Origin of the sequence: Bacillus thuringiensis (genome assembly GCF_001455345.1) — a bacterium.
In the GTDB taxonomy this organism is placed as follows: domain Bacteria; phylum Bacillota; class Bacilli; order Bacillales; family Bacillaceae_G; genus Bacillus_A; species Bacillus_A thuringiensis_N.
On sequence record NZ_CP013274.1, the window covers coordinates 4,326,847 to 4,348,819 of the forward strand.

Sequence of the window (21,973 nt, forward strand, 5' to 3'; positions counted from 1 at the left end):
GAGAGGACCTTACATGATGATATATCTTGACTATGCAGCAACTACACCTATGAGCGCGGAAGCATTACAAACATATATGAAAGCAGCATCACAATACTTCGGAAATGAACAAAGTTTACATGATATTGGAGGAACAGCCTCTTCTTTATTACAATTGTGCAGAAAAACATTTGCTGAAATGATTGGCGGAAAGGAACAAGGGGTATTCTTCACAAGCGGTGGTTCGGAATCCAACTACCTTGCGATTCAATCCCTTCTCAATGCCCGAAATAAGAAGCATATTATTACAACACCTATGGAACATGCATCCATTCGAAGTTATTTTCAATCCTTACAATCACAAGGGTATACAATTACTGAAATTCCTGTTAATAAAGATGGGCTAATTCATTTAGATGATTTAGAAACAGCTATTACAGAAAATACTGTTCTAGCAAGCATACAGCACGGAAACTCTGAAATTGGAACCGTTCAAAATATCGCAAAGATTGGGAAACTCTTAAAAAAATATAACGTTTTATTCCATTCAGATTGTGTACAAACATTTGGTAAACTTCCTATCCATGTTTTTGAGATGGGGATTGATAGTCTTTCTGTTTCAGCACATAAAATATACGGACCAAAAGGTGTTGGCGCTTGCTATATAAACCCGCAAGTTCGCTGGACACAAATATTCCCAGGAACCTCTCACGAAAAAGGGTTTCGCCCAGGCACAGTAAACGTTCCTGGCATCGCATCTTTTTTAACGGCTGCTGAGAATATATTAAAAAATCAACAGGAAGAAAACTTACGTTTTAAGGCGTTACGATCCTACTTTTTAGAGCGATTACACACAATTCCGCTAGAAATTGAAGTAGAAGGTCATTCTACTTCTTGTTTACCACATATTATTGGGGTTACAATAAAAGGAATAGAAGGTCAGTATACAATGCTAGAATGTAATCGCCGTGGTATTGCCATTTCTACGGGAAGTGCTTGCCAAGTCGGTAAACAAGAACCTTCGAAAACAATGCTTGCAATTGGAAAAACGTATGAAGAGGCAAAACAATATGTCCGCTTCTCTTTCGGGCAACAAACAACGAAAGATCAAATTGATACTACTATTCATGCACTACACACAATTGGAAATCAATTTTATAGAGGTGTTAAATCATAATGAAACAAAATGACCAAAAAAAGATTTTAGGTGAAGAAAGACGACAGCTTATCCTTCAGTGGCTTCTTGCTGCAAATGAACCGTTATCGGGTAATGAACTATCGAAAAAGACGAACGTAAGTAGACAAGTTATCGTACAAGATATTTCCTTGCTTAAAGCAAGAAACGAACCGATTATCGCGACTGCTCAAGGCTATTTATATTTAAAGCCACAAGAAAAACAGCAAACTTTTGAACGTGTAATCGTATGCCAACATAAGCCAGCTGAAGTACGTCAAGAACTTACAATGCTTGTTGATCACGGTGTTACGATTAAAGATGTAAAAGTTGAGCATCCTGTATACGGTGACTTAACAGCATCCATCATGGTAAGTAATCGATTTGATGTCGAGCAATATTTACAAAAAATCGAAAACACAAATGCTTCCTATCTATCGCAATTAACAGACGGTATTCACTTACATACAATTGAAGCAGATTCTAAAGAAAAATTAGATGCTGCTTGTGAGGCTTTAGATAAAGCAGGATTTCTCGTTTATTAATGTAAAGCACAGAGTTTTTTTATCATTCTCTGTGCTTTTTTAATGCTATAATATTGTAATCAATCGTAAAGGAGATCAAAGATGGGAATTGAACTCGTTCACTTTAGCATTGGCAAACCGAAACAAATGAAATATGGCGAAGATAAAGAAATGATAACAGGTATATGTAAAGATTCTACCGAAGAAACTTTCCTCTCAAAAGATGGCTTCCTTGGCGATGACGTAGCGGATTTAAAACATCACGGAGGGCCTGACCGCGCAGTTTGTGTGTACTCACACGAGCATTACGCACTATGGGAAGAGGAATTTCAAACTACGCTTCCAGCTTCCACATTTGGCGAAAACATTACCGTAACAAATATGTTAGAGCGTGATGTTTGCATCGGAGATACATATCAACTAGGTGAAGCAATCATTCAAGTGACGCAAGCCCGCGTACCCTGTAGCACAATCTCAAAACGTCTTGGCATCCCTGGCATTTTGCCGCGCATTGTAGCAACTGGATTTACTGGCTACCTATGCCGCGTTCTTCAAGAAGGTACTGTACGTAAAGATTCAAAAATTACATTACTAGAACGTCAACCGAGCAATGTTTCTGTCTTGTTCTCTAACGAAATTTATTTTCATAATAGAAAAGATAAAGATGGCATTGAAAAGATTCTTGCTGTAAAAGAGCTAGCTGATATTTGGCGTGATCAGTTAGAAGATCGTCTTGCGAAGTTAAAATAAAGTGAAACTTTAATCAGTGGGGGTTTTGTTCATCCCCCACCTAACTTCTTTGCTTCCGCTGAATTTTGAGGTGGGGGTCTTACTGCCCGTTAAAGCGGGATAAAGAATCCACCATTATAGGTGGGATTTTATTTATCTATCAGACGGTATACTACCGACTTAACTACAAACACTCCCCTTACAACCAATAAGAAGAATAACTCCCCAGCACCGTAACAGAAAAACCAAGTGCTTCAAGTTCCATCGTTACGCCTGGCAATAATACGTCATCGTATGCTTTATCGACATCGATTAAGAAAAAGTAATTTCCGAGCCCTGTTTTCATGGGGCGCGATTCGATTTTGGATAAGTTTAATTTTCTCCATGCGAAAGCTGATAACACTTGATATAGCGCTCCTGCATAATCAGCAGGTAACGTTATCATAAGCGTCGTTTTCTCTCCGCGGTTTTCTCCGTTATTTGGGAGTATTGCTTTCTTTCTCTTATGGAGCACGAGGAAGCGTGTATGATTATTTTTATGTGTATGAATGCTACGTCTTACGATCGTTAATCCGTATTTTTCTGCAGCTGCTTCATTTGCAATGGCAGCGATTTTTTCTTCAGGGTGTTCTTTCACATATTGCGCAGCGGCACTTGTTGATGTCATATCTCGGACAGTTACCCCTTTTAGTTCTTCATTTAAAAACTTATGACATTGTGCAATAGCATGTGGATGAGAATGCACTGCATATACTTCTTCCCACACTTCTGCATACTGCGGATGTACAAGTAAATGTTGCTGAATTGGCACTGTTATTTCTCCTACAATGGAAAGCGGCTGCTCATGTACAAGATAATCAACCGTTATATTCACTGAACCTTCTATGGCGTTTTCTAGTGGTACCACTGCATAATCTACATTTCCATTTGCAGCTGCATCAATACAATCTGGAATTGTTCGATACGGTACATGCTCTGCTTCCGGAAAAAAACGACTCACCGCCATATTTGTAAATGTTGCTTCTGGTCCTAAATATCCTACTCGAATCATCGTCTTTTCCCCTCTTTTTCGTTTTCTTACTGTTATACCATACTTTTTTATATTCTTCTATGTAAATTTCGAATATTAAAAAAAAGACTAGCGTTCGCTAGTCTAAATGTTTCCTATATTCTCTTTGAGCGAAAAAGAAATACATGATGCATGCAGCGATATAAAACAGAATAAATAAGCCTACTTTTCTTAATGAACCGTCCATAAAGATCGTATTATGAAACGTATATAACGCAACCGCACTATGCATACTCCCCACTATAATTGGCGCAAAAAATAGCATACACAATTGCCAGCGAGAAATCTTCCATACTTCTTCCTTCGTCATTCCCAGTTTAGAGAGTGCCCCGTACTGCTTTCTATCCGATGAAATATTATGAAACCATTTAAAATATACGATACTACATGATGTAAGGAAAAATAATATACTAATGAATGAGCCTATAAATAGAGTAATATTGCCGAACTCTTTCATATTCACATATAACTCCATATTACTTCGAAATGCGTTATTATCATCTTGTTTCATATGTTTCCGTAAATCTTCATTTAATTTTTTTGTATTTTCGATATTTGGTAATGTGTATCCTCTATATATCATTTTTTCAGAATCCGGAACCTTATTTGCTATACTGTCAAAATCTTCATCATTCATAACGAAAAACAAACCGTTAATGTGCGTGAGGTGATAATTAAATCGCACCCCTTCTTTCTGACCGTTAAATACGAATGGATACGTTTGATTTATTACTTGTAATTGAATCTCTTTTTGATTATATATATTCGAGTGATTGTATTTATTATAATAAACGAGTGTAACCGTTCCTTTTTTAGGATGATACGTTTTCTGTTTTTGTTTTCTTGCCTCCTGATTGTATTCACTTTCTTTCATGAGCGGCACTACTTCCGTTTCTCCCTTGTTGGACTGAAAAGATGCATACACTCCAACAAAACTCATAGATTGAAAATCATCATATCCATATTGATGCAGTAATTGTTCAACCGTACCTTCCTCAAAGACTTCATGGGTAGAAACACCTTTTTCTATGTATGAAAATGAGTGTGCGCCCCCATCTCGCCACATATCTTGCATGCTAGAAAAATATAAGAACACCGTACCTGTTGCCGTAACTACAAATGTCGTTGCCATAGAAAGCATAAAGAAAAAGCGACCATTTTCCTTCATTCGATATGACAATTGATTCACTATAAATAAATACGGATATGTATACATAATCTTTTTATTTCGTTTAATCATTTCTAACAATTGGATTGTACCATGTGTAAAAGAAAAGTACGTTCCGAAAAAGACAAGTATAGACACAGGGAAAAAATATAATCCTATCGTTTCCATTGTCACTTGTAGCGCTAACGCATATCCTATCCCTAAACAAATAAAGCCGAATATACAAAGCCACATTGATGTTTTCTTCTCTTTTTTATCCGTTCGAAATTCTTTCAATAACCGAATGATTTTTATGTTCCATATACGTAAAGCACTTATAAAAGATAACAGAATAAAAACAACCATATATGTAATAAACGTTACCCCAATCGCTTTCACGTCAAATATGACAGGGAGTTCTTTCGGAAGACGCATTAGCATGCTAAACACCATAAAAAAGAGTTTCAAAAAGATCATGCCAATTCCTATACCGAAAATATTAGCAAATACCCCAATCAATATTTGCTCGGTCATAATTACTCCTATTACGTTAGACTTCGTTGCTCCCATTAACATATATAACCCTAATTCTTTCTTACGTGCTTCTATGAAAATAGAAGTAGAGTACAAAATAAATATGACGAAAAAAGAAATAATTATAACATTACATATGATAAGTCCCCAGCGTACGTTTTGATACCACATCGTCTCTTGCATATACGGATGTACAATGACAGACATATATGCAAAAGAAGCAAATATTGCAAAACAACTACTTAAGAAAAACACTTTATAATTACGCCAATTTCCTTTTATATTTTGCAGCGCTAGTTGCCGAATGTTCATCTATCGTCCTCCTATAACTTACTACATAGGCAAAAAGCTAGAGATTTCTCTAGCTTTGCACGTGCTTCAAATATCCTCTTTGCGCGATTATAAAGTAAATCGCAGAAGCTACAATGTATGCTCCAATTACAATCGCACCTGATTTCCATAAATCGAGATAAAGCATTTTCCCTAACGTATGAAGAGCAAACCCACTATGAATGGCACCAATTAAAATTGGGATAAAGAAGATAACGCCCATTTGTCGAATTGCAATTTTACGAATTTCTTTGTCTGTCATACCGATTCTCTTTAACGATTTAAATTGAATACGATCTTGTTCTTTATCGTTAAACCATTTAAAGTACGTCATACTACAAGCGAAGAAGAAGAATAGTACCGCTACGAAGAAACCGATAAACATTGTAATTGCTCCTGATTCCCTTATATTTTTATAAGCGAGCACCGAGTTATGCAATTCCTCTTGCTTATCTGGTGCAATCTCCTTTTTCAAATCTAATACGAGATCTTCGGTACTTTTCCAGTCTTCTATATAATAACCGTAATATTTCGTCTTTTCTTCATCCGGTACGAGCTTTGCGTATTTCTCAAAATCTTGATTATTCACAATGAGATATTCACTATCATTAAAAACAGAAAATGAAGTTGGCTCATTTAATTGAACAGATTGCTTTTGTCCGTTAATTTTAATTTCATACGGTTTCGTACGATCTATCTTCATCATATCGTTCGCCATATCCATTATGACCATCGTTGCACTACCTGGTGCATTATGAACTTCTCTAACTTGCTCTCTCTTTTGTTTACGTACTTCAGCGTTATATTCTTTTTCTGAAACGATCGCCATTGGTACTTCATGTTCACTGTTAAACATCGTGATTTTTTGAGTTCCAGGAAGTTTGACGTACGTTACTTCTCGTGCTTCTTCAAATCCATGTTTTTTTATTAATTCTTTTGTCTTTCCTTCTTTTATAACATTATGCGCATTAATCCCCTTTTCCTCATACGAAATAGCATGCGGGGTACTAGTTACTGTCTTATAACTCATATCCTCAAAGAATACGTACAGTGTACCCACTGCTGAAGATACAACGGCCGTAATGATAGAAATTACAAATAGAAAACGAGCATTATCTTTCATTTTATAAATCAGATTGCTAAGTACGAACATATTTGGATATGTATAAAAAGATTTTTTTCGTTTTTGTAACGCCTTTAATACGACTATACTACCTTGTGTAAACAATAAATAAGTTCCGCCTATCGTCAGCCCTACAATCGGTAAAAACAGAATGATAAAATTCATAAATGTTACTTGGAAGCTAAGTACATATGCAACAATAATACATGCTATACCAACTACACATAACCATGTAAATGCAAAAGGTTCTACTTTTTGTTTTCTTGCTTCCCTTAATAGATCAATAATTTGCAAGCGTCCTACTGTCCAAACGCTAAACAATGATAGGATTAAAAATAGAATAAAGTATATACCCGCTGTAATCAAAACTGCTTTACTATTCCATACGAGTGGAAGTGTTTTATCTATTTTCAATATTACGCTTAATGCTTGGAAGAATAATTTTGAACAAAGCATACCAAGCCCAATACCTACTACAATTGCAATACTACCTAACATAAGCTGTTCTAATATAATCATTCGGCCAAGTTGAGATTTTGTTCCGCCTATTAATGTTAATAGACCAAACTCTTTTTTCCTTGCTCGTAAAAATGTTGAATTTGCATATAAAATAAAGAGTGCTGAGAAGATGACTACAATATAATTCATCGATTCTAACCCTTTTGAAATCATGTCCCTCATACTAATATTACCACTTACGACATCTGGATGATAAATGAAGGAAGCATACATGAAAAATACGACAATCGATAAACAACTGCTAATAAGAAACGCTTTATAATTACGCCAATTTCCTTTTACATTATTAAGCGCGAGCTGGCGAAAGTTCATGATATTCCCCTCCTAGCATCGCAAGTACGTCCAGAATTTCTTGGAAAAAGGCTTGTTTCGTTCTTCCCTTATGTATTTCTGAGAAAATCTCTCCATCACGAATGAAAAGAATACGTTCGCAATAACTCGCCGCTACTGGATCATGCGTTACCATTGCAATTGTTACTTTCTTTTGTTCATGCAAGTCTTGCAACGCACTCATTAATGATTTCGCCGACTTAGAATCTAAGTTTCCAGTTGGCTCATCCGCTAAAATTAACGTCGGGTCATGAATAATCGCTCTCGCAGCTGCTGCACGTTGTTGTTGTCCGCCTGATACTTCATATACTTTTTTATTTAAAATTTCTTCGATGTTTAAAAACTTTGCAATTTCCAGTACTTTCGCATCGATTTCATTTACAGATCTCTTAGCCATGACAAGCGGTAAAATAATATTTTCTTTAATCGATAACGTATCAAGTAAGTTAAAATCTTGGAAGATGAACCCTAAATGTGTACGGCGAAACTCCGCTAATTTTGCAGCACGCATTTGATTAATTTCTTCACCATTTACAAGCACATGACCTGAAGTTTGCTTATCAATTGTTGCTAATAAATTTAAAAGCGTTGTTTTCCCGCTTCCTGAAGGACCCATAATCCCTACAAATTCGCCTTCTTCTATTTTAAAATTTATATCGTTTAAAGCAGTCGTCGCTACTGAACCTTTTGATTGGTACACCTTCGTTAATCCTTTTACTTCAAGAACACTCATTTCTAATCCCCCTATGTGTTTTCTTCTTACATTTACTATAAGAAAAATAAGAAAAAGAAACGAGTGATTTCCCTTACAAAACGTTTTGTTATCTTACAGTTTTGTCATTTTTCTCATTAATGCATGATATTCTTCATCTTTTGCAAATTGGAACGTGAATGTTGTCCCTTCGCCTTCAGCCGATTGTACATAAATACTGTGATATAAATTATCACAAATTTCCTTCGTAATATATAAACCCATTCCAGTCGCTTCTCTCGTTTTACGACCATTTATTCCCGTAAAGAATGGATCAAATATACGCTTTACATCTTGCTCTGGGATACCGATTCCATTGTCCTTAATATGTAATAACACCTTTTGGTCTTTCTCTTCAATTTGAAATTGAATTTCCTTTTTCTCTGCTTCTGCGATTTTTGTATACTTAATTGCATTTACAACAATTTGACCTATAGCAATACTGAGCCATTTTCTATCGGATGCAATCATACAAATATCTTCCTCAAACATCACTTTCGGAAATACAGACGATTGAATGAAAGCCTTTCTATTTTCATTAATAATACCTCGAATGATATCTATCACATTTACTACTTCTACTTTATAATCTTTCGCAAATTGCTCTAATCTTGCCATATGTAACGCTAAATCTAAACCATTAAGTATGCGGTTATTTTCTTCGCGGATACTTTCAACGGATGCTCTTGCTTCACGATGCTCTTTACCAAACTTCTGTAATAACAATTCTATAACCGATACTGGTGTTTTCATTTGATGAATCCATTGGTTCATAAATATCATTTGCTGTTGCTCTTTCGCATGCTGTTTATGAATTTCATTCATATATTGCTGTCTTAATAGCGTAAACGATTCGACGACCATCTCTTGTTCTGACGTATAAGAAGTATCAATAAGTAATGAGTCATGTAATGTATTTCCGCCAGTAACATACTTTTCGATCCTCTTTAAAAACACATTTCGTTTTCGGTAATCATAAATGAGGTATACAGTAAACACAACTGCACCTAATAAAAGCCCGTATAACCATGTACTCCAATCAATCGATCTCTTTTCTAAAAGACTTTGCAACTGCAAAACGAGCCCAAATAAACAAAGGCTAACAATATAAGAAAGAATTAAAGAAAAACGGTCCATGAGGTAATTTTTAACCTTCATGCCCTTCTCCCCACTCTGTAAGAAGCGCATAACCATATCCACGTTTCGTTACAATTGCATTTTTAATGCCTAGCTCCTCTAGTTTCTTCCTTACACGTTTTACATTTACGGTTAATGTATTATCATCAACAAAAGCTACTTCATCCCATAAGGCTTCTAACAGTTCTTCACGCGTTACATATTGATTTGCTTGTTTCATTAAACACTCTAATAAGTAAAATTCATTTTTTGTCAGTTCTGTTTGTTCCCCTTGCCATTCAACAACGTGCTGGGATGGGAATAACAACAATCCATTTACACCTAAACAATCACTTTCTGCCGCAGAAGCGTACTCACCATACCCACGTCGAAGTGCACTTTTCACCTTAGCCATTACAATGTCTAAATGGAATGGCTTCGTAATGTAATCATCTCCGCCATTTTCGATTGCCATTACTTGATCCATTTCCCCTGTTCTTGCAGAAACAAAAATAATTGGTGCATTCGATACACTGCGGATTTGGCGACACCAATAGAAACCATCAAAATACGGTAAGTTAATATCAAGTAATACGAGATGTGGATTTACTTTTACAAACTCATCCTTTATATGTCGTAAATCACTTGCTCTAAATGATTGATAGCCATACCTTTCTAAATGCTCTTCTAATATTCCCGCTATTTTCTCATCGTCTTCTACAATTAATATTTTATACATGTTCGTTTTCTCCCCATAAAAAATTCTTATAAAACCACTCCTTTTCTATTATAAATTGAAAATTTAATTAGTGGGGATTTTTTCCTGTATGAATCCGACTTTTACGATATAAAAAAAAGACTGCCATATTTCGGCAGTCTTAGTCGATAAATTCAAATTCATATTCAAGAATTTTTACAATATCTCCGTCTTTTGCACCACGTGCACGAAGCGCTTCATCAATACCCATTCCGCGCATTTGACGAGCGAAACGACGTATAGATTCATCACGTGAGAAGTCTGTCATTTTGAATGTTTTCTCAATATCGTAACCAGAGATAACAAACGTGCCATCACTTTCACGTGTAATTTCAAATTTAACACCTTCAGTATCAAATTTGTACATTACACTTGTGTCAGACTCATCCGCAACGTCATGTATCGGGAATTCAGGTGTTGTTTCTATTAAGTTCGCTACTTCAAACAGTAAGTCACGAACACCTTGTTTCGTTACAGCTGAGATTGGGAAGATTTTTACTTCGTCTCCCACTTTCTCTTTAAAGCCTTGTAAGTTCTCTTCTGCATCTGGCATATCCATTTTGTTTGCAACAACAACTTGTGGACGCTCAGTTAAGCGAAGATTGTATTCTTTTAATTCATTATTAATCGTTACGTAATCTTCATATGGATCACGGCCTTCTAAACCAGACATATCAATAACATGCACGATTACACGCGTACGCTCAATATGACGTAAGAATTGGTGCCCAAGTCCAACGCCTGCATGTGCGCCTTCAATTAGTCCAGGAAGGTCAGCCATAACGAAGCTGCGATTATCACCAGTTTCAACAACACCAAGATTCGGAACGATTGTTGTAAAGTGATACTCTGCAATTTTCGGACGTGCTGATGATACAACAGATAATAATGTAGATTTACCTACACTTGGGAATCCAACAAGCCCAACGTCTGCTAGTACTTTAAGTTCTAGAATGACATCACGCTCTTGACCTGGTTCCCCGTTCTCAGCGATTTCTGGCGCTGGATTTGTAGCTGTTGCGAAACGTGAGTTACCACGGCCACCGCGGCCACCTTTTGCAATTACAGCAGTTTGTCCATGCGTTACTAAATCGGCAAGAATTTGCCCAGTTTTTTCATCTTTTACTACTGTTCCTGGCGGAACCTTTACAAGTAAATCTTCAGATTTACGCCCGTGCTGACCTTTACTCATTCCGTGCTGACCACGATCAGCTTTGAAATGACGTTGGTAGCGGAAGTCCATTAATGTACGTAAGCCTTCCTCAACAACGAAAACAACATCTGCACCTTTACCACCGTCGCCACCTGCTGGGCCACCTTTAGGTACATACTTCTCACGACGATACGCAACCATACCGTTACCACCGTCGCCGCCTTTTACATATATCTTGACCTGATCTACAAACATTATTTCACCACACTTTTTTCAATTGGTTGTAATATAACTGAGACTTCTTCGTCTCTTACTGTATAAGAAATGGAATACCATTTATTGTTTTGGTTCGCAAGCCAATTCTGTAGTTCTTCTACACTCGTTAGCTTACCACGAAAATCAAAAAAGAAACGAGCATTCTCCGCGTCACATTCAATTGTGATACAAACATAATTTTCAACATATACGTCTAAACTATGCTGAAGTATTGAGAAAAATTGATTCGTCCATGTACATACAGTCTCATCTAAGTGAGATAAGTTATGTAATTCCCCTAATACTTCGTACTCCAATAAGCACGGCTGCTGTTTCCAATTATATGTTAAAATCCACTCTGAAAATAAAGGCATAGATAGCCCAATCAGATTGGATTCTTGTCTCGCTTCTTGGACAAAACGATCGATGAGACTATGAATTTCCTCCACTTTTCCAAGGGAGAGGTTTCCTTTCACCATCTGCATACGATTGAGCCAATCATGTCTTGAATGGCGCAATGCATCTATAATTGTCCATTTTTCATTCATTTAGATACCCCTTAATATAGAAAAACTCTAACCTGCACTCAGGTTAGAGTTTTCCGTGAGTTCTTATGCTTCTTGAGCAACAGGATATACGCTCACTTGTTTGCGGTCACGGCCAAGACGCTCAAAGCGTACTACGCCGTCAACTTTCGCGTATAAAGTGTCATCGCCACCACGACCAACGTTAACACCTGGATAAATTTTTGTACCGCGTTGACGGTAAAGAATTGAACCACCTGAAACCGTTTGACCATCTGCGCGTTTAGCACCAAGACGTTTTGACTGAGAGTCACGACCGTTCTTTGTACTACCTACACCTTTCTTAGATGCGAAAAACTGAAGATCTAATCTTAACATACGTTACACCTCCTGCACTTTTTCTATTAAACGGATATACTTTCCGTAATCAAGTTCGATCGTCTTAAGCGAAACAACTAATCCTTCTAAAAGCGTTTGTGCTTTTTCTGCTGCATGAACGTCTAAATCATTAGGCAATTCATACGTTAAGAATCCGCCATCACTTCCGAGTTCAATAGTTGCCTGCACATTACAAAGTTCTTCCACTGCATTTATAGAACCAAACACAACCGCTGTAGTTCCAGCACAGACAAGATCTTGTCCATGTGGCGCATAATCGGCATGTCCAGTCATTTTAAATGATTGGATACTTCCTAATTTCGTGCGACTTATCGTAATTTTAATCATGTTAACCTGGATTAAGCGTTGATAGCTTCAACAACTAGCTTAGTGTAAGGTTGACGATGACCTTGTTTCTTACGATTGTTCTTTTTCGCTTTGTATTTGAAAACGATGATTTTCTTAGCGCGACCTTGTTTTTCAACTTTCGCAGTAACTGTTGCACCTTCTACAACTGGGCTACCAACTTTAACGTTTTCGCCACCAACGAAAAGAACTTTGTCAAAAGTAACAGTTTCACCAGCTTCAACATCTAATTTTTCAATGTAGATTGCTTGACCAGCTTCAACTTTAATTTGTTTTCCACCTGTTTCGATAATTGCGTACATACTTGCACCTCCTCTTAATTACTAAGACTCGCCAAAAACGAGGTAGACATAAATGCCTTTAGGGAACCTGTCTTGTGCGGTTGTAGCATATAGCCGTTTAGGTGCTATAAACTATAACATAAAGATGTTACCATAATTCGTTGACTATTGTCAATGAATCTTCTACTAACTATTTTTTCCGTTCTATAATTTCTTTTTTACTTCCAAAACGGATAATAGCGTACTTTTCGATCATATCATCTTTGAAATAAATTTCAAATGGAATATTTTTTTGTAATTCTTTTTGCAAAAATTGTTTTTGCAGTTCTTTAGGCGCAGCAATTAATACCGCCTCATCCTCTATACTTCCATATGTAATTAGCTCTCTCTCTAGCTCATACGCAATTGTTTCATATGACATCACATACCCCGTCGCTTTGCACGGTACACACTCTTCTAGTAATACGTCACGTAAAGAATGTTTTTTACGTTTACGCGTCATCTCTAAAATCCCTAACTCTGTAAACCCAAGCACCCTTGTATATGTACGATCATGTTGCATAGCAGCGATGAGACATTCTCTTATTTTTTCTTTATCTTCTCTTCTTTTCATATTAATAAAATCAATTAATATCATACCACCGATATCACGCAGTCTTAATTGACGCGCTATCTCTTCAGCAGCCACTTCATTTGTACGAAGGACTGTATCTTGTAAATTCTGCTTTCCAGTAAACTTGCCCGTATTTACATCAATTACAGTCATCGTCTCCATTTGTTCCACAATTAAATAAGCACCATTTGGGAGCCACACAATTTTTTGAAGTGCTTTCTCTATTTCACGCTCTATTCCAAAATGATTGAATATCGAAGACTTTTCATTATAAAAAGACACTTTTTCTTTTCCGACTTTTTCTTCTAACTCTTTTACTATACTTCTTGTATCTACAATTACTTTTTCAATCGTTTCAATCGGATTCTCTTGAAATACACGATCTAAAAAAGTCGCCGGTCGATGAAGTAGTAACGGTGCCTTTCCTTGGCCCTCTTTTCTTTTTAACTCTTCATATAACTGCTGTAACCTTTGCATTTCAGCTTGTATTTCTTCAATTTCTCCTTTTTCAGAAGCAGAGCGGAAAATATAACCTCCTGTCCCTTCCACTTCAATTTGGAGTAGTTGTCGCCTTCTTTTATTGTTTTTTATTTTCCGAGAAACCGCGCGCATTTCATCATATGGCATATAAACGACATATTTCCCGGTAAATTCTATGTTCGCTGTCAATTTTGGCCCTTTCGTATCAATTGCCTCTTTCACAACTTGTACGAGCACCGCTTGTCCTTCATGTATACGATAAGAAGATGGTACATCATCGTATGAAAGATACGCATGTTTTTCTAAACCGATATTTACAAAAGCTGCATTCATTCCAGCAATTGTTCTTACGATACGTCCAACATAAATATGCCCAACGATCTCTTGTTCTTCATTTCGTTTCCATAAAAACTCAACAATTTTCTTCTTCTCTTCAATTGCAACGCGTTTTTCCGATCCAGCATAGTTCATATATAACGTTTTCAAAATTCTTTCCTCACTTTATAATCTTCTTTGCTTTTACAATAATAAAAGGTTAGTGCTAACGTCAACACTAACCGATTAATTCTTCAACAGATGAAGTTGTTCGTTTTTCAGTAAAATATGCATAAAGCAATTCATTTTCATCCAATGTGTAATGTTCTTTATATTTTCCATGGACGATAATAGAGTGCTTATACCCTCTACGAAATTTTGTGAAGATTGTATATAAACGATCTTCTGATTGCACCTCAATAGGTGCAATCTTTTCAATTCCTCTTTTGTTCCCATAATAACGTTCTAATAAAAAACGCATAAATGCATACCGTCTTTGTTTCCATTCTTGATATAATGACACCGCTAAAAATATGAGTAGTATCCACATCATAATATTGTTACTATTCCAAAGTAACTGCCATCCTAGTATTACACTAAAAAAAACACATGATAATTTCATCATCTTTTCATGTGCTTGTAAATAAGGAAAACGATATGATAATACGTTAAACAATACTTTCCCACCATCAAGCGGCCAAATAGGTAGTAAATTAAACGCTAAAATAATTATATTATTCCACATAAAGAAATAATATAAATCCGCATCAAGCCAACCAACTGCAAACAACATATATCCTACCGCCATCATCCAAATATGTTGAATAGGTCCTGCAATTACGACAACAAGCTCCTCTTTCAAAGACTTATTCCCATGTTCCTCAAGCTCAGCTACACCACCAAACGGTAAAAGTTGAATCTTTTTAATACGCCAATTATAGTGCGCAGCTGCAAAAGCATGCCCGAGTTCATGGATGAGGACGATACAAAATAACAGTAGTAACTCTTTAAAACGCGCCGTAAAAATACCAATGACAATAATAACCCAAAACAACGGATGCACTGAAATCTTCGTTAAAACATCTCTATATTTAATCAAATGAAATCACCTGAATCGGGTCGATAAATTTTTCATTCTTTTTTATCGCAAAATAAAACTTACCATTTTTATTATTTGCATCATTGTTCACTGTTCCAATTTTTTGTTTCTTTGAAACGTAATCATATAATTTCACTGACATATCATTTAAATTTGCATACCATGACTCCGTTCCATCCGCATGCTGAATTTGAACTGTATTACCAAGTTCCTCTTTCTTGCCTGCAAAAACAACTAATCCTTCATTTACTGACTCAACAGTTGCATTTGTAGCTGTTTGAACAAATACACCTTGGCCATTTTTTTGAAACCCTTGCATCACCTTTCCGGAAGCAGGGATTGCATAATCTTTTTGCTGAATGGTTCCTTCTTTTTTCTCATTAGGCGAATAGAATACGAGAGGTTTTCCAAACTGCTTTTCGTACCATTTCGCTACAGTAGCAAACTGAAATTCTTCCTTCATCACTTTTTCTGTAACAGCTTTAGCACCGCCGAAAGAAGGGGGGGCATTCTTATATAAAATAGCGACAGAAAGAACTAATATTGCTGATAACAATACTTTGAAGAAAAATACTTCTTTTCGAAACAAAGGATGAATTTCCTTTTCTCCATCTTCAATAAATACTGTTTCACTATCAAAATTCCCTCCAGCAAAATACTGCTCTTCCTCCATCCTTTCTTGCTCCGCCTTCCTTTTCGCAATCCGTTTTTTAATTTCTTCTACACGTCTATTCTTCATACTGTCTCCTTTCTTTCGTTAAGCTAATTTAAATAGAAACAGTTGTATACAGTTTGTACATATGTATGAGCTAGGAAAGGAAGATATTCGTGTGAAGAAAAAAGAAAGCACTCCGCAAATATGCGAAGTGCTTTTAACGGATTCCAAAGAAGTTTTTCATCTTTGTAAATACCGATACCTTTTCTTGTTCGAATGCTTGTAATGGGACATTCTCACCCAACAAACGTCTTGCAATATTGCGATAAGCTAACGCTGCTTTTCCGCTCGGTTGCAACGCTACAGGTTCACCTGTATTTGTAGCACGAATAACTTCATCATCATCTTCTACAACACCAAGAAGCTCGATTGACAATGTACGTACGATTTCATCAACATCTAACATATCCTGTTCATGAAGCATATGACTACGCACACGGTTAATAACAAGTTTCGGTGGTTCAATATCCTCTTTTTCTAAAAGCCCGATAATACGATCTGCATCGCGCATTGAGGATACTTCTGGTGTCGTAACAACGATTGCTTTATCCGCACCAGCTACCGCGTTTTTAAATCCCTGCTCAATCCCCGCAGGACAATCAATTAATATGTAATCATAATCTTGACGTAATACTTGTATTAATTCATCCATTTGTTCAGGTGTTACCGCTGATTTATCACTCGTTTGTGCTGCAGGTAATAAATAAAGATCATCAAAACGTTTATCTTTAATAAGAGCCTGAGGTAAACGGCAACGCCCTTCAACGACATCAACAAGATCAAATACAATACGATTTTCCAGCCCCATTACTACGTCTAAGTTTCGAAGACCGATATCTGTGTCAATTAAGCACACTTTCTTTCCAGATAACGCCAGGGCTGTACCAATGTTCGCAGACGTTGTAGTTTTACCTACACCGCCTTTTCCAGATGTAATTACTATTGCCTCTCCCACAGCTATACAATTCCCCTTTCTAACTTTGTTAAATTAGGTCTAAGATGAGTGAGAAGTTGCAGTCGATCGACAACAATGTGATTGTTCTCATTAATATACGCACATTCTGCCGCCTCCGCTCCGTCTTCTTTCTCTTCCGGAGCCCGCATTGCCACATCACTAATTCGAAGTTGCATCGGGTTCATAACAGATGCAGCGATTACAGCATCCGAATCCCCATAATACCCAGCATGTGCAATTCCTCTTAATGATCCCACGACAAAAATATTCCCCCCAGCGATAACCGTTCCGCCTGGATTAACATCTCCAATTAACAATAAATTTCCTTTTACATGTAAAACTTGTCCAGAGCGAACAATTTTGGAAATAGGGACAATTTCTGTTTCTTCTTTCCAAGCTATTGCTTCTGCTTTCGTTATAACATCACTTTCAATCGAATCCACAACCAGATTCTTTTTATTACGAATTAACGTACGAATCTCTTCTTGTTGGACCTCTGTTAAATAACGATTTCCCACTTTCACATGCACTTCAATTAAAGAGCGCCCATCACCATCATAGTAATGTGTAGAAAGCTTTTCATCCAATTCTTTCAGCAATTCAGAGAATGAACAACAATCATCTAAATGAAGCGTTATTCCGTCTTTTGTCCCTTTTATTGTTACATTTTGTTGCTTTTTTTCTTCCACTAAAGTTCACCCCACCGATTCAATTCGACATAAAATTAGAAAATCCTTTTTTCTTTTTCTTCCATCGCTTTTGAAAGACGCACTAAATATCGTCTCAGTGGGAAACAAACTATCAATAAGAAAATTGCATTTAGCAATAAAGTAGAAAGGAGACGATCTGTGAAAAAGACATACGCCGACATATGAGTACGTCCTAACAAAGTTAAAAATCCATACACATAATACTCTAATGCTACAATGCTAGCTAGTACGATAGAAGCAACAATAAATAAATTCAATTGTAGTACCTTCATCACACTATAAACTAAATAAGCTAAAATCGGATATGCAAAAATATATATACCGACAAGTTCTGTGTATACGGTATCAAATAAGAACCCAAATAATAGTCCGTAATAAATCCCTTGGACCGGACTATAGTACACAGTAACAAAACATAACACAATGATAAAGAAATGAGGTGCTGCTATACTGTCTTTCCAAAAAACCTCTGTTGGAACAATAGTAGCAAACATATTTTCAAATAAAAAAACAAAAAGGAGCAAAAGAGGAAGAGCTGCTCTTTTTAAAATCTTCATCATCTCTTCTCTCCCTCCTATTCTAATGGCGCTGAAGGCGTTTCACGTTTAGCAACCATAATATGCTCTACGTCATTTAAATCAGCGGCAGGTTTTACATAAGCTGTTTGTGTTAGGCCGTATGCATCCGGCTGAACATCAACGATTGTTCCAATTACAAGACCTCTTGGGAAAATATCACCAAGTCCAGATGTTACTACTAATTGATCTGCTTTTACGTTTGCATCAGAGCCGATCTTTGTGAAAAGAAGTAAGTGCTTTTCTTTGTCATAACCTTCAATCAATCCAAAGATTTTCTCATCACCTTGTACGATAGCAGAAACACGATTTGTTCGGCTCATAGAACTTAGCAACTCTACTGATGATGTAAACTGAGATACACTTTTCACTCGTCCAACTAAACCTTGTGAAGTTACTACAGCCATATCCTTTTTAATTCCTTGCTGTGCTCCTTTATCAATTCCAATTAAATCGTACCATTTATCTGGATTACGAGAAACAACAGTCGCTGGAATTTCAGTATAATTGCTATTTAGCTCTTTTTTACCCGTTAACTCTTGTAGTTTCTTTTTATCATCTTCTAATTGTTTTACTTTTCCTGATAGTTCTGCATAATTATCTAATTTTGCTTTTAATTCTTTATTTTCTTCATACGTGCGCTTTACATCTTCTACATTTTCGAAGAATCCAGCTACGTATTTCGCTGGCTTTTGGAATACACGTTCTACAACACCGACAGTGTCTTTAACAAACTGCTCTGGCCATGTTAAACTGTTCCGTTCTTTCAATGAGATTCCAATCAATGCCACGAGAAGAATAATACTAACTAACAAAACAATTAATCTTTTGTTTAAGAAAAACTGTGGCACGTTCACACCCTCTTAATTTCATTGATTTTTATTTTGCAATATTATCGAGCAGCAGTTTTGAAAAGATCGATATTGTCTAATGCTTTACCCGTTCCAATTGCTACGCAATCTAATGGGTCTTCTGCAACAAGAACCGGCATATTTGTTTCTTCACTAATAACTTTATCTAAGTTACGTAGCAATGCCCCGCCACCTGTTAATACGATACCGCGGTCCATAATATCTGCCGCTAATTCAGGTGGAGTTTTCTCTAACGTATTTTTAACTGATTCTACAATCGCATCTACTGTATCTTTTAATGCATCTGCAATTTCTTCAGGTTGAATTAGTACTGTTTTTGGTAAACCACTTACTAAATCACGACCGCGAATTTCCATAGGCTCGATACCTTCTGGCTCGCCTGCAGAACCGATTTCTAATTTTAATGCTTCAGCTGTTCTTTCACCAATCATTAAGTTGTAGCTTTTCTTAATGTACTGAATGATTGAATCATCCATATCATCACCAGCAACACGAACTGATTGACTTGTTACAATACCACCTAAAGAAATGATCGCAACTTCTGTTGTACCGCCACCGATATCAACAACCATGCTACCAGTTGGTTCCCAAACAGGTAAGTTCGCACCGATTGCTGCTGCAAATGGTTCTTCGATTGGATAAGCATCACGAGCACCCGCTTGACGAGTCGCATCGATTACTGCACGTCTTTCTACAGCTGTAATACCAGAAGGTACACATACCATTACGTATGGTTTACGTGAGAAGAATCCATTTGATTTTTGAGCTTGTTGAATGTAATATTTCATCATTGTTGCTGTTGTTTCGTAATCAGCAATTACACCGTCTTTCATCGGGCGAAGTGCCACAACGTTTCCTGGTGTACGACCAATCATTTGTTTCGCATCGCTACCTACAGCAACGATTTGTTTCGTATCAGTTTGTAACGCTACTACTGAAGGTTCACGTAACACTACACCTTTTCCTTTTACGTATACAAGCGTGTTCGCAGTTCCTAAGTCTATTCCAAGATCGCGAGTAAAGCCACCAAATCCAAACATATTATTTATCTTCCTTTCTTGTTTTCACGGACTCATTTTTTCTTACTTTATATTATAAAAACAGTACGTTTTTTATATCTTTATCCTTTTTGTAGATAATTTTCTACAAAAAACTCATAAATCACATTATAAAACAAAATAAGTAAAAAGCATAGTCTTAAATATGACCTTTTTCCTTTAAACTCACGAATTTATGGTCACCTATTATAATATGATCAAGCACTTCAATTCCGATAATCCGGCCGCATTCTACTAAGCGCTTTGTTACTTCAATATCTTCTCGGCTCGGCGTGGGATCTCCTGAGGGATGGTTATGGAGACATATGATAGAGGCTGCAGCTCGGCGAAATGCTTCTTTAAAAACTTCTCGCGGGTGTACAATTGACGTATTTAAACTTCCAATAAAAATCGTTTGTCTATGTATAACTTGATTTTTTGTGTTCAAATATAAACATACAAAATGCTCCTGCTGAAGGAATCGCATTTCTTCCATCATATATCTTGCACAATCTTCCGGACTTCGTATGCTATATCTATTTTGATATTCTAAACGTACCATTCTTCTACCTAGTTCAAAAGCAGCCATGAGCTGTGATGCCTTCGCAATCCCAACACCATGTATACTAACTAACTCTTCTAACGTTGCGTCTTTCAACATACGTAAACCATCAAAGTGATGCAAAATTTTATCTGATAACTTTAAAACTGTTTCTTCTTTAGAACCTGTTCTGAGTAATACTGCAAGAAGCTCTCGGTTTGATAAACTCCCAGCTCCTTCTAACAATAAACGCTCCCGTGGCTGTTCTTCCCTTACAACATCACGAATACCGTTCATCTCCCCACCCCTTTATTTGTTCTCTCAAAGAAAATCCCATGCACTTTTACGCATGGGCTATATCAGTATCAAATTGTTTTAATTCCCGAACGAGACGTGCAATTGGTAGGCCGACTACACTATAGTAATCCCCTTGAATATGTTGAACGAAAATAGAACCTTTTCCTTGAATCCCATAGCTTCCTGCTTTATCAAGAGGTTCCTTCGATGCAACGTATGCGTCAATTTCCGCTTCTGTTAATTCCCAAAACGTAACTTCTGTACGCTCATAAAAAGTGACTGTTTTGTCTTTTGCTATAATTGCAACACCAGTATATACTTCATGTGTTTTCCCTGATAATAATTGCAACATTTCTTTCGCCTCAGCCTCATTAGATGGCTTTCCAAGAATACGCGACTCATATGTAACAATTGTGTCTGCACCTAACACAATATGATCACTATTATTTTCTGCTACCACGGATGCTTTTTGCAGAGCAAGGGACATCACAATATCCGCAGGTGATGAATACGCACCTATCGTTTCTTCTACTTCACTTACTATAATTTCAAATGGCACACCTGCTAATTCAAGCAATTCCTTCCTGCGAGGTGATCCTGAAGCTAAAATAATTTTTCTCATATTTTCTCCTCCCTTTCTCACATGAAGCAGAATAATTTACAACAATCCTATCAAAGAAATAGTTTGTCCACAAATGAAAGAAATATTATTTTCTCTAAACAAA

At 36.7% G+C, this 21,973-nt stretch carries 24 protein-coding genes and 1 other annotated feature; of the genes, 3 read left to right on the forward strand and 21 right to left on the reverse strand.

The features are described 5' to 3' along the window. Positions 1 to 13: 13 nt before the first annotated feature. The 3 genes from ATN06_RS22580 to ATN06_RS22590 all read left to right on the forward strand — a co-directional run bounded on the left by ATN06_RS22580 (position 14) and on the right by ATN06_RS22590 (position 2,427). Positions 14 to 1,156, forward strand: a complete 1,143-nt coding sequence (locus tag ATN06_RS22580; RefSeq protein ID WP_060632389.1) for an IscS subfamily cysteine desulfurase — start codon at positions 14 to 16, stop codon at positions 1,154 to 1,156. Then, on the forward strand, positions 1,156 to 1,698 hold the full coding sequence (locus ATN06_RS22585; protein WP_060632390.1) for a transcription repressor NadR: 543 nt from the start codon (positions 1,156 to 1,158) through the stop codon (positions 1,696 to 1,698). Before ATN06_RS22580 ends, ATN06_RS22585 begins: the two co-directional genes overlap by 1 nt. A gap of 81 nt (positions 1,699 to 1,779) precedes the next feature. Then, the gene (locus tag ATN06_RS22590; protein WP_060632391.1) at positions 1,780 to 2,427 is read left to right on the forward strand and encodes an MOSC domain-containing protein; all 648 of its coding nucleotides are present in this window, start codon (positions 1,780 to 1,782) and stop codon (positions 2,425 to 2,427) included. A gap of 178 nt (positions 2,428 to 2,605) precedes the next feature. Here ATN06_RS22590 and pheA read toward each other — a convergent pair whose 3' ends face one another. The 21 genes from pheA to ATN06_RS22695 form a co-directional block, all read right to left on the reverse strand. Then, positions 2,606 to 3,457, reverse strand: coding sequence for a prephenate dehydratase (gene pheA / locus ATN06_RS22595; RefSeq protein ID WP_060632392.1), 852 nt, complete (start codon positions 3,455 to 3,457; stop codon positions 2,606 to 2,608). 97 nt (positions 3,458 to 3,554) lie between these two features. Further along, entirely contained in the window at positions 3,555 to 5,468 is a 1,914-nt protein-coding gene (locus ATN06_RS22600) for an ABC transporter permease (RefSeq protein ID WP_060632393.1), read from the reverse strand. 49 nt (positions 5,469 to 5,517) lie between these two features. After that, entirely contained in the window at positions 5,518 to 7,440 is a 1,923-nt protein-coding gene (locus ATN06_RS22605) for an ABC transporter permease (protein ID WP_060632394.1), read from the reverse strand. Next, the gene (locus ATN06_RS22610; protein ID WP_060632395.1) at positions 7,415 to 8,191 is read right to left on the reverse strand and encodes an ABC transporter ATP-binding protein; all 777 of its coding nucleotides are present in this window, start codon (positions 8,189 to 8,191) and stop codon (positions 7,415 to 7,417) included. The genes ATN06_RS22605 and ATN06_RS22610 overlap by 26 nt, the downstream gene beginning before the upstream one ends. A 93-nt stretch (positions 8,192 to 8,284) precedes the next feature. Continuing rightward, positions 8,285 to 9,367, reverse strand: coding sequence for a HAMP domain-containing histidine kinase (locus ATN06_RS22615; protein WP_060632396.1), 1,083 nt, complete (start codon positions 9,365 to 9,367; stop codon positions 8,285 to 8,287). Then, entirely contained in the window at positions 9,357 to 10,064 is a 708-nt protein-coding gene (locus tag ATN06_RS22620) for a response regulator transcription factor (protein WP_060632397.1), read from the reverse strand. Before ATN06_RS22620 ends, ATN06_RS22615 begins: the two co-directional genes overlap by 11 nt. A gap of 139 nt (positions 10,065 to 10,203) precedes the next feature. After that, positions 10,204 to 11,490 carry a GTPase ObgE gene (gene obgE, locus ATN06_RS22625; RefSeq protein WP_060632398.1) on the reverse strand — a complete coding sequence of 429 codons (1,287 nt, stop codon included), beginning with the start codon at positions 11,488 to 11,490 and terminating at the stop codon, positions 10,204 to 10,206. After that, positions 11,490 to 12,038, reverse strand: a complete 549-nt coding sequence (locus ATN06_RS22630) for a sporulation initiation phosphotransferase B (RefSeq protein WP_060632399.1) — start codon at positions 12,036 to 12,038, stop codon at positions 11,490 to 11,492. Before ATN06_RS22630 ends, obgE begins: the two co-directional genes overlap by 1 nt. Positions 12,039 to 12,101: 63 nt before the next feature. Next, positions 12,102 to 12,392 (reverse strand): 50S ribosomal protein L27, encoded by a 291-nt coding sequence (gene rpmA / locus ATN06_RS22635; protein ID WP_000944957.1) that lies wholly within the window; start codon positions 12,390 to 12,392, stop codon positions 12,102 to 12,104. Between the two features lie 3 nt (positions 12,393 to 12,395). Beyond that, on the reverse strand, positions 12,396 to 12,740 hold the full coding sequence (locus ATN06_RS22640; RefSeq protein WP_001973720.1) for a ribosomal-processing cysteine protease Prp: 345 nt from the start codon (positions 12,738 to 12,740) through the stop codon (positions 12,396 to 12,398). An 11-nt stretch (positions 12,741 to 12,751) separates the two neighbouring features. Further along, positions 12,752 to 13,060, reverse strand: a complete 309-nt coding sequence (gene rplU, locus ATN06_RS22645) for a 50S ribosomal protein L21 (RefSeq protein ID WP_000270907.1) — start codon at positions 13,058 to 13,060, stop codon at positions 12,752 to 12,754. 14 nt (positions 13,061 to 13,074) lie between these two features. Next, positions 13,075 to 13,152, reverse strand: a sequence feature (ribosomal protein L21 leader region). A 77-nt stretch (positions 13,153 to 13,229) separates the two neighbouring features. Continuing rightward, a complete protein-coding gene (locus tag ATN06_RS22650; protein ID WP_060632400.1) occupies positions 13,230 to 14,618 on the reverse strand; it encodes an Rne/Rng family ribonuclease in 1,389 nt (462 codons plus the stop codon). Positions 14,619 to 14,685: 67 nt separating this feature from the next. Continuing rightward, on the reverse strand, positions 14,686 to 15,546 hold the full coding sequence (spoIVFB, locus tag ATN06_RS22655) for a stage IV sporulation intramembrane metalloprotease SpoIVFB (RefSeq protein ID WP_060632401.1): 861 nt from the start codon (positions 15,544 to 15,546) through the stop codon (positions 14,686 to 14,688). Further along, positions 15,539 to 16,285, reverse strand: coding sequence for a stage IV sporulation protein SpoIVFA (gene spoIVFA, locus ATN06_RS22660; RefSeq protein WP_060632402.1), 747 nt, complete (start codon positions 16,283 to 16,285; stop codon positions 15,539 to 15,541). Before spoIVFA ends, spoIVFB begins: the two co-directional genes overlap by 8 nt. 133 nt (positions 16,286 to 16,418) lie before the next feature. After that, positions 16,419 to 17,216 carry a septum site-determining protein MinD gene (gene minD, locus ATN06_RS22665; protein WP_000503310.1) on the reverse strand — a complete coding sequence of 266 codons (798 nt, stop codon included), beginning with the start codon at positions 17,214 to 17,216 and terminating at the stop codon, positions 16,419 to 16,421. 2 nt (positions 17,217 to 17,218) lie between these two features. Next, entirely contained in the window at positions 17,219 to 17,905 is a 687-nt protein-coding gene (minC, locus tag ATN06_RS22670; RefSeq protein ID WP_060632403.1) for a septum site-determining protein MinC, read from the reverse strand. A 35-nt stretch (positions 17,906 to 17,940) separates the two neighbouring features. Next, entirely contained in the window at positions 17,941 to 18,486 is a 546-nt protein-coding gene (gene mreD, locus ATN06_RS22675; protein WP_060632404.1) for a rod shape-determining protein MreD, read from the reverse strand. 14 nt (positions 18,487 to 18,500) lie between these two features. After that, the gene (gene mreC / locus ATN06_RS22680) at positions 18,501 to 19,352 is read right to left on the reverse strand and encodes a rod shape-determining protein MreC (protein WP_060632405.1); all 852 of its coding nucleotides are present in this window, start codon (positions 19,350 to 19,352) and stop codon (positions 18,501 to 18,503) included. Positions 19,353 to 19,393: 41 nt separating this feature from the next. Continuing rightward, entirely contained in the window at positions 19,394 to 20,413 is a 1,020-nt protein-coding gene (mreB, locus tag ATN06_RS22685) for a cell shape-determining protein MreB (RefSeq protein ID WP_000466737.1), read from the reverse strand. A 157-nt stretch (positions 20,414 to 20,570) separates the two neighbouring features. Further along, positions 20,571 to 21,248: a DNA repair protein RadC gene (gene radC / locus ATN06_RS22690; RefSeq protein WP_060632406.1), complete on the reverse strand. Its 678-nt coding sequence runs from the start codon at positions 21,246 to 21,248 to the stop codon at positions 20,571 to 20,573. A 46-nt stretch (positions 21,249 to 21,294) separates the two neighbouring features. Further along, entirely contained in the window at positions 21,295 to 21,870 is a 576-nt protein-coding gene (locus ATN06_RS22695; RefSeq protein ID WP_060632407.1) for a Maf family protein, read from the reverse strand. Between the last annotated feature and the right edge of the window lie 103 nt (positions 21,871 to 21,973).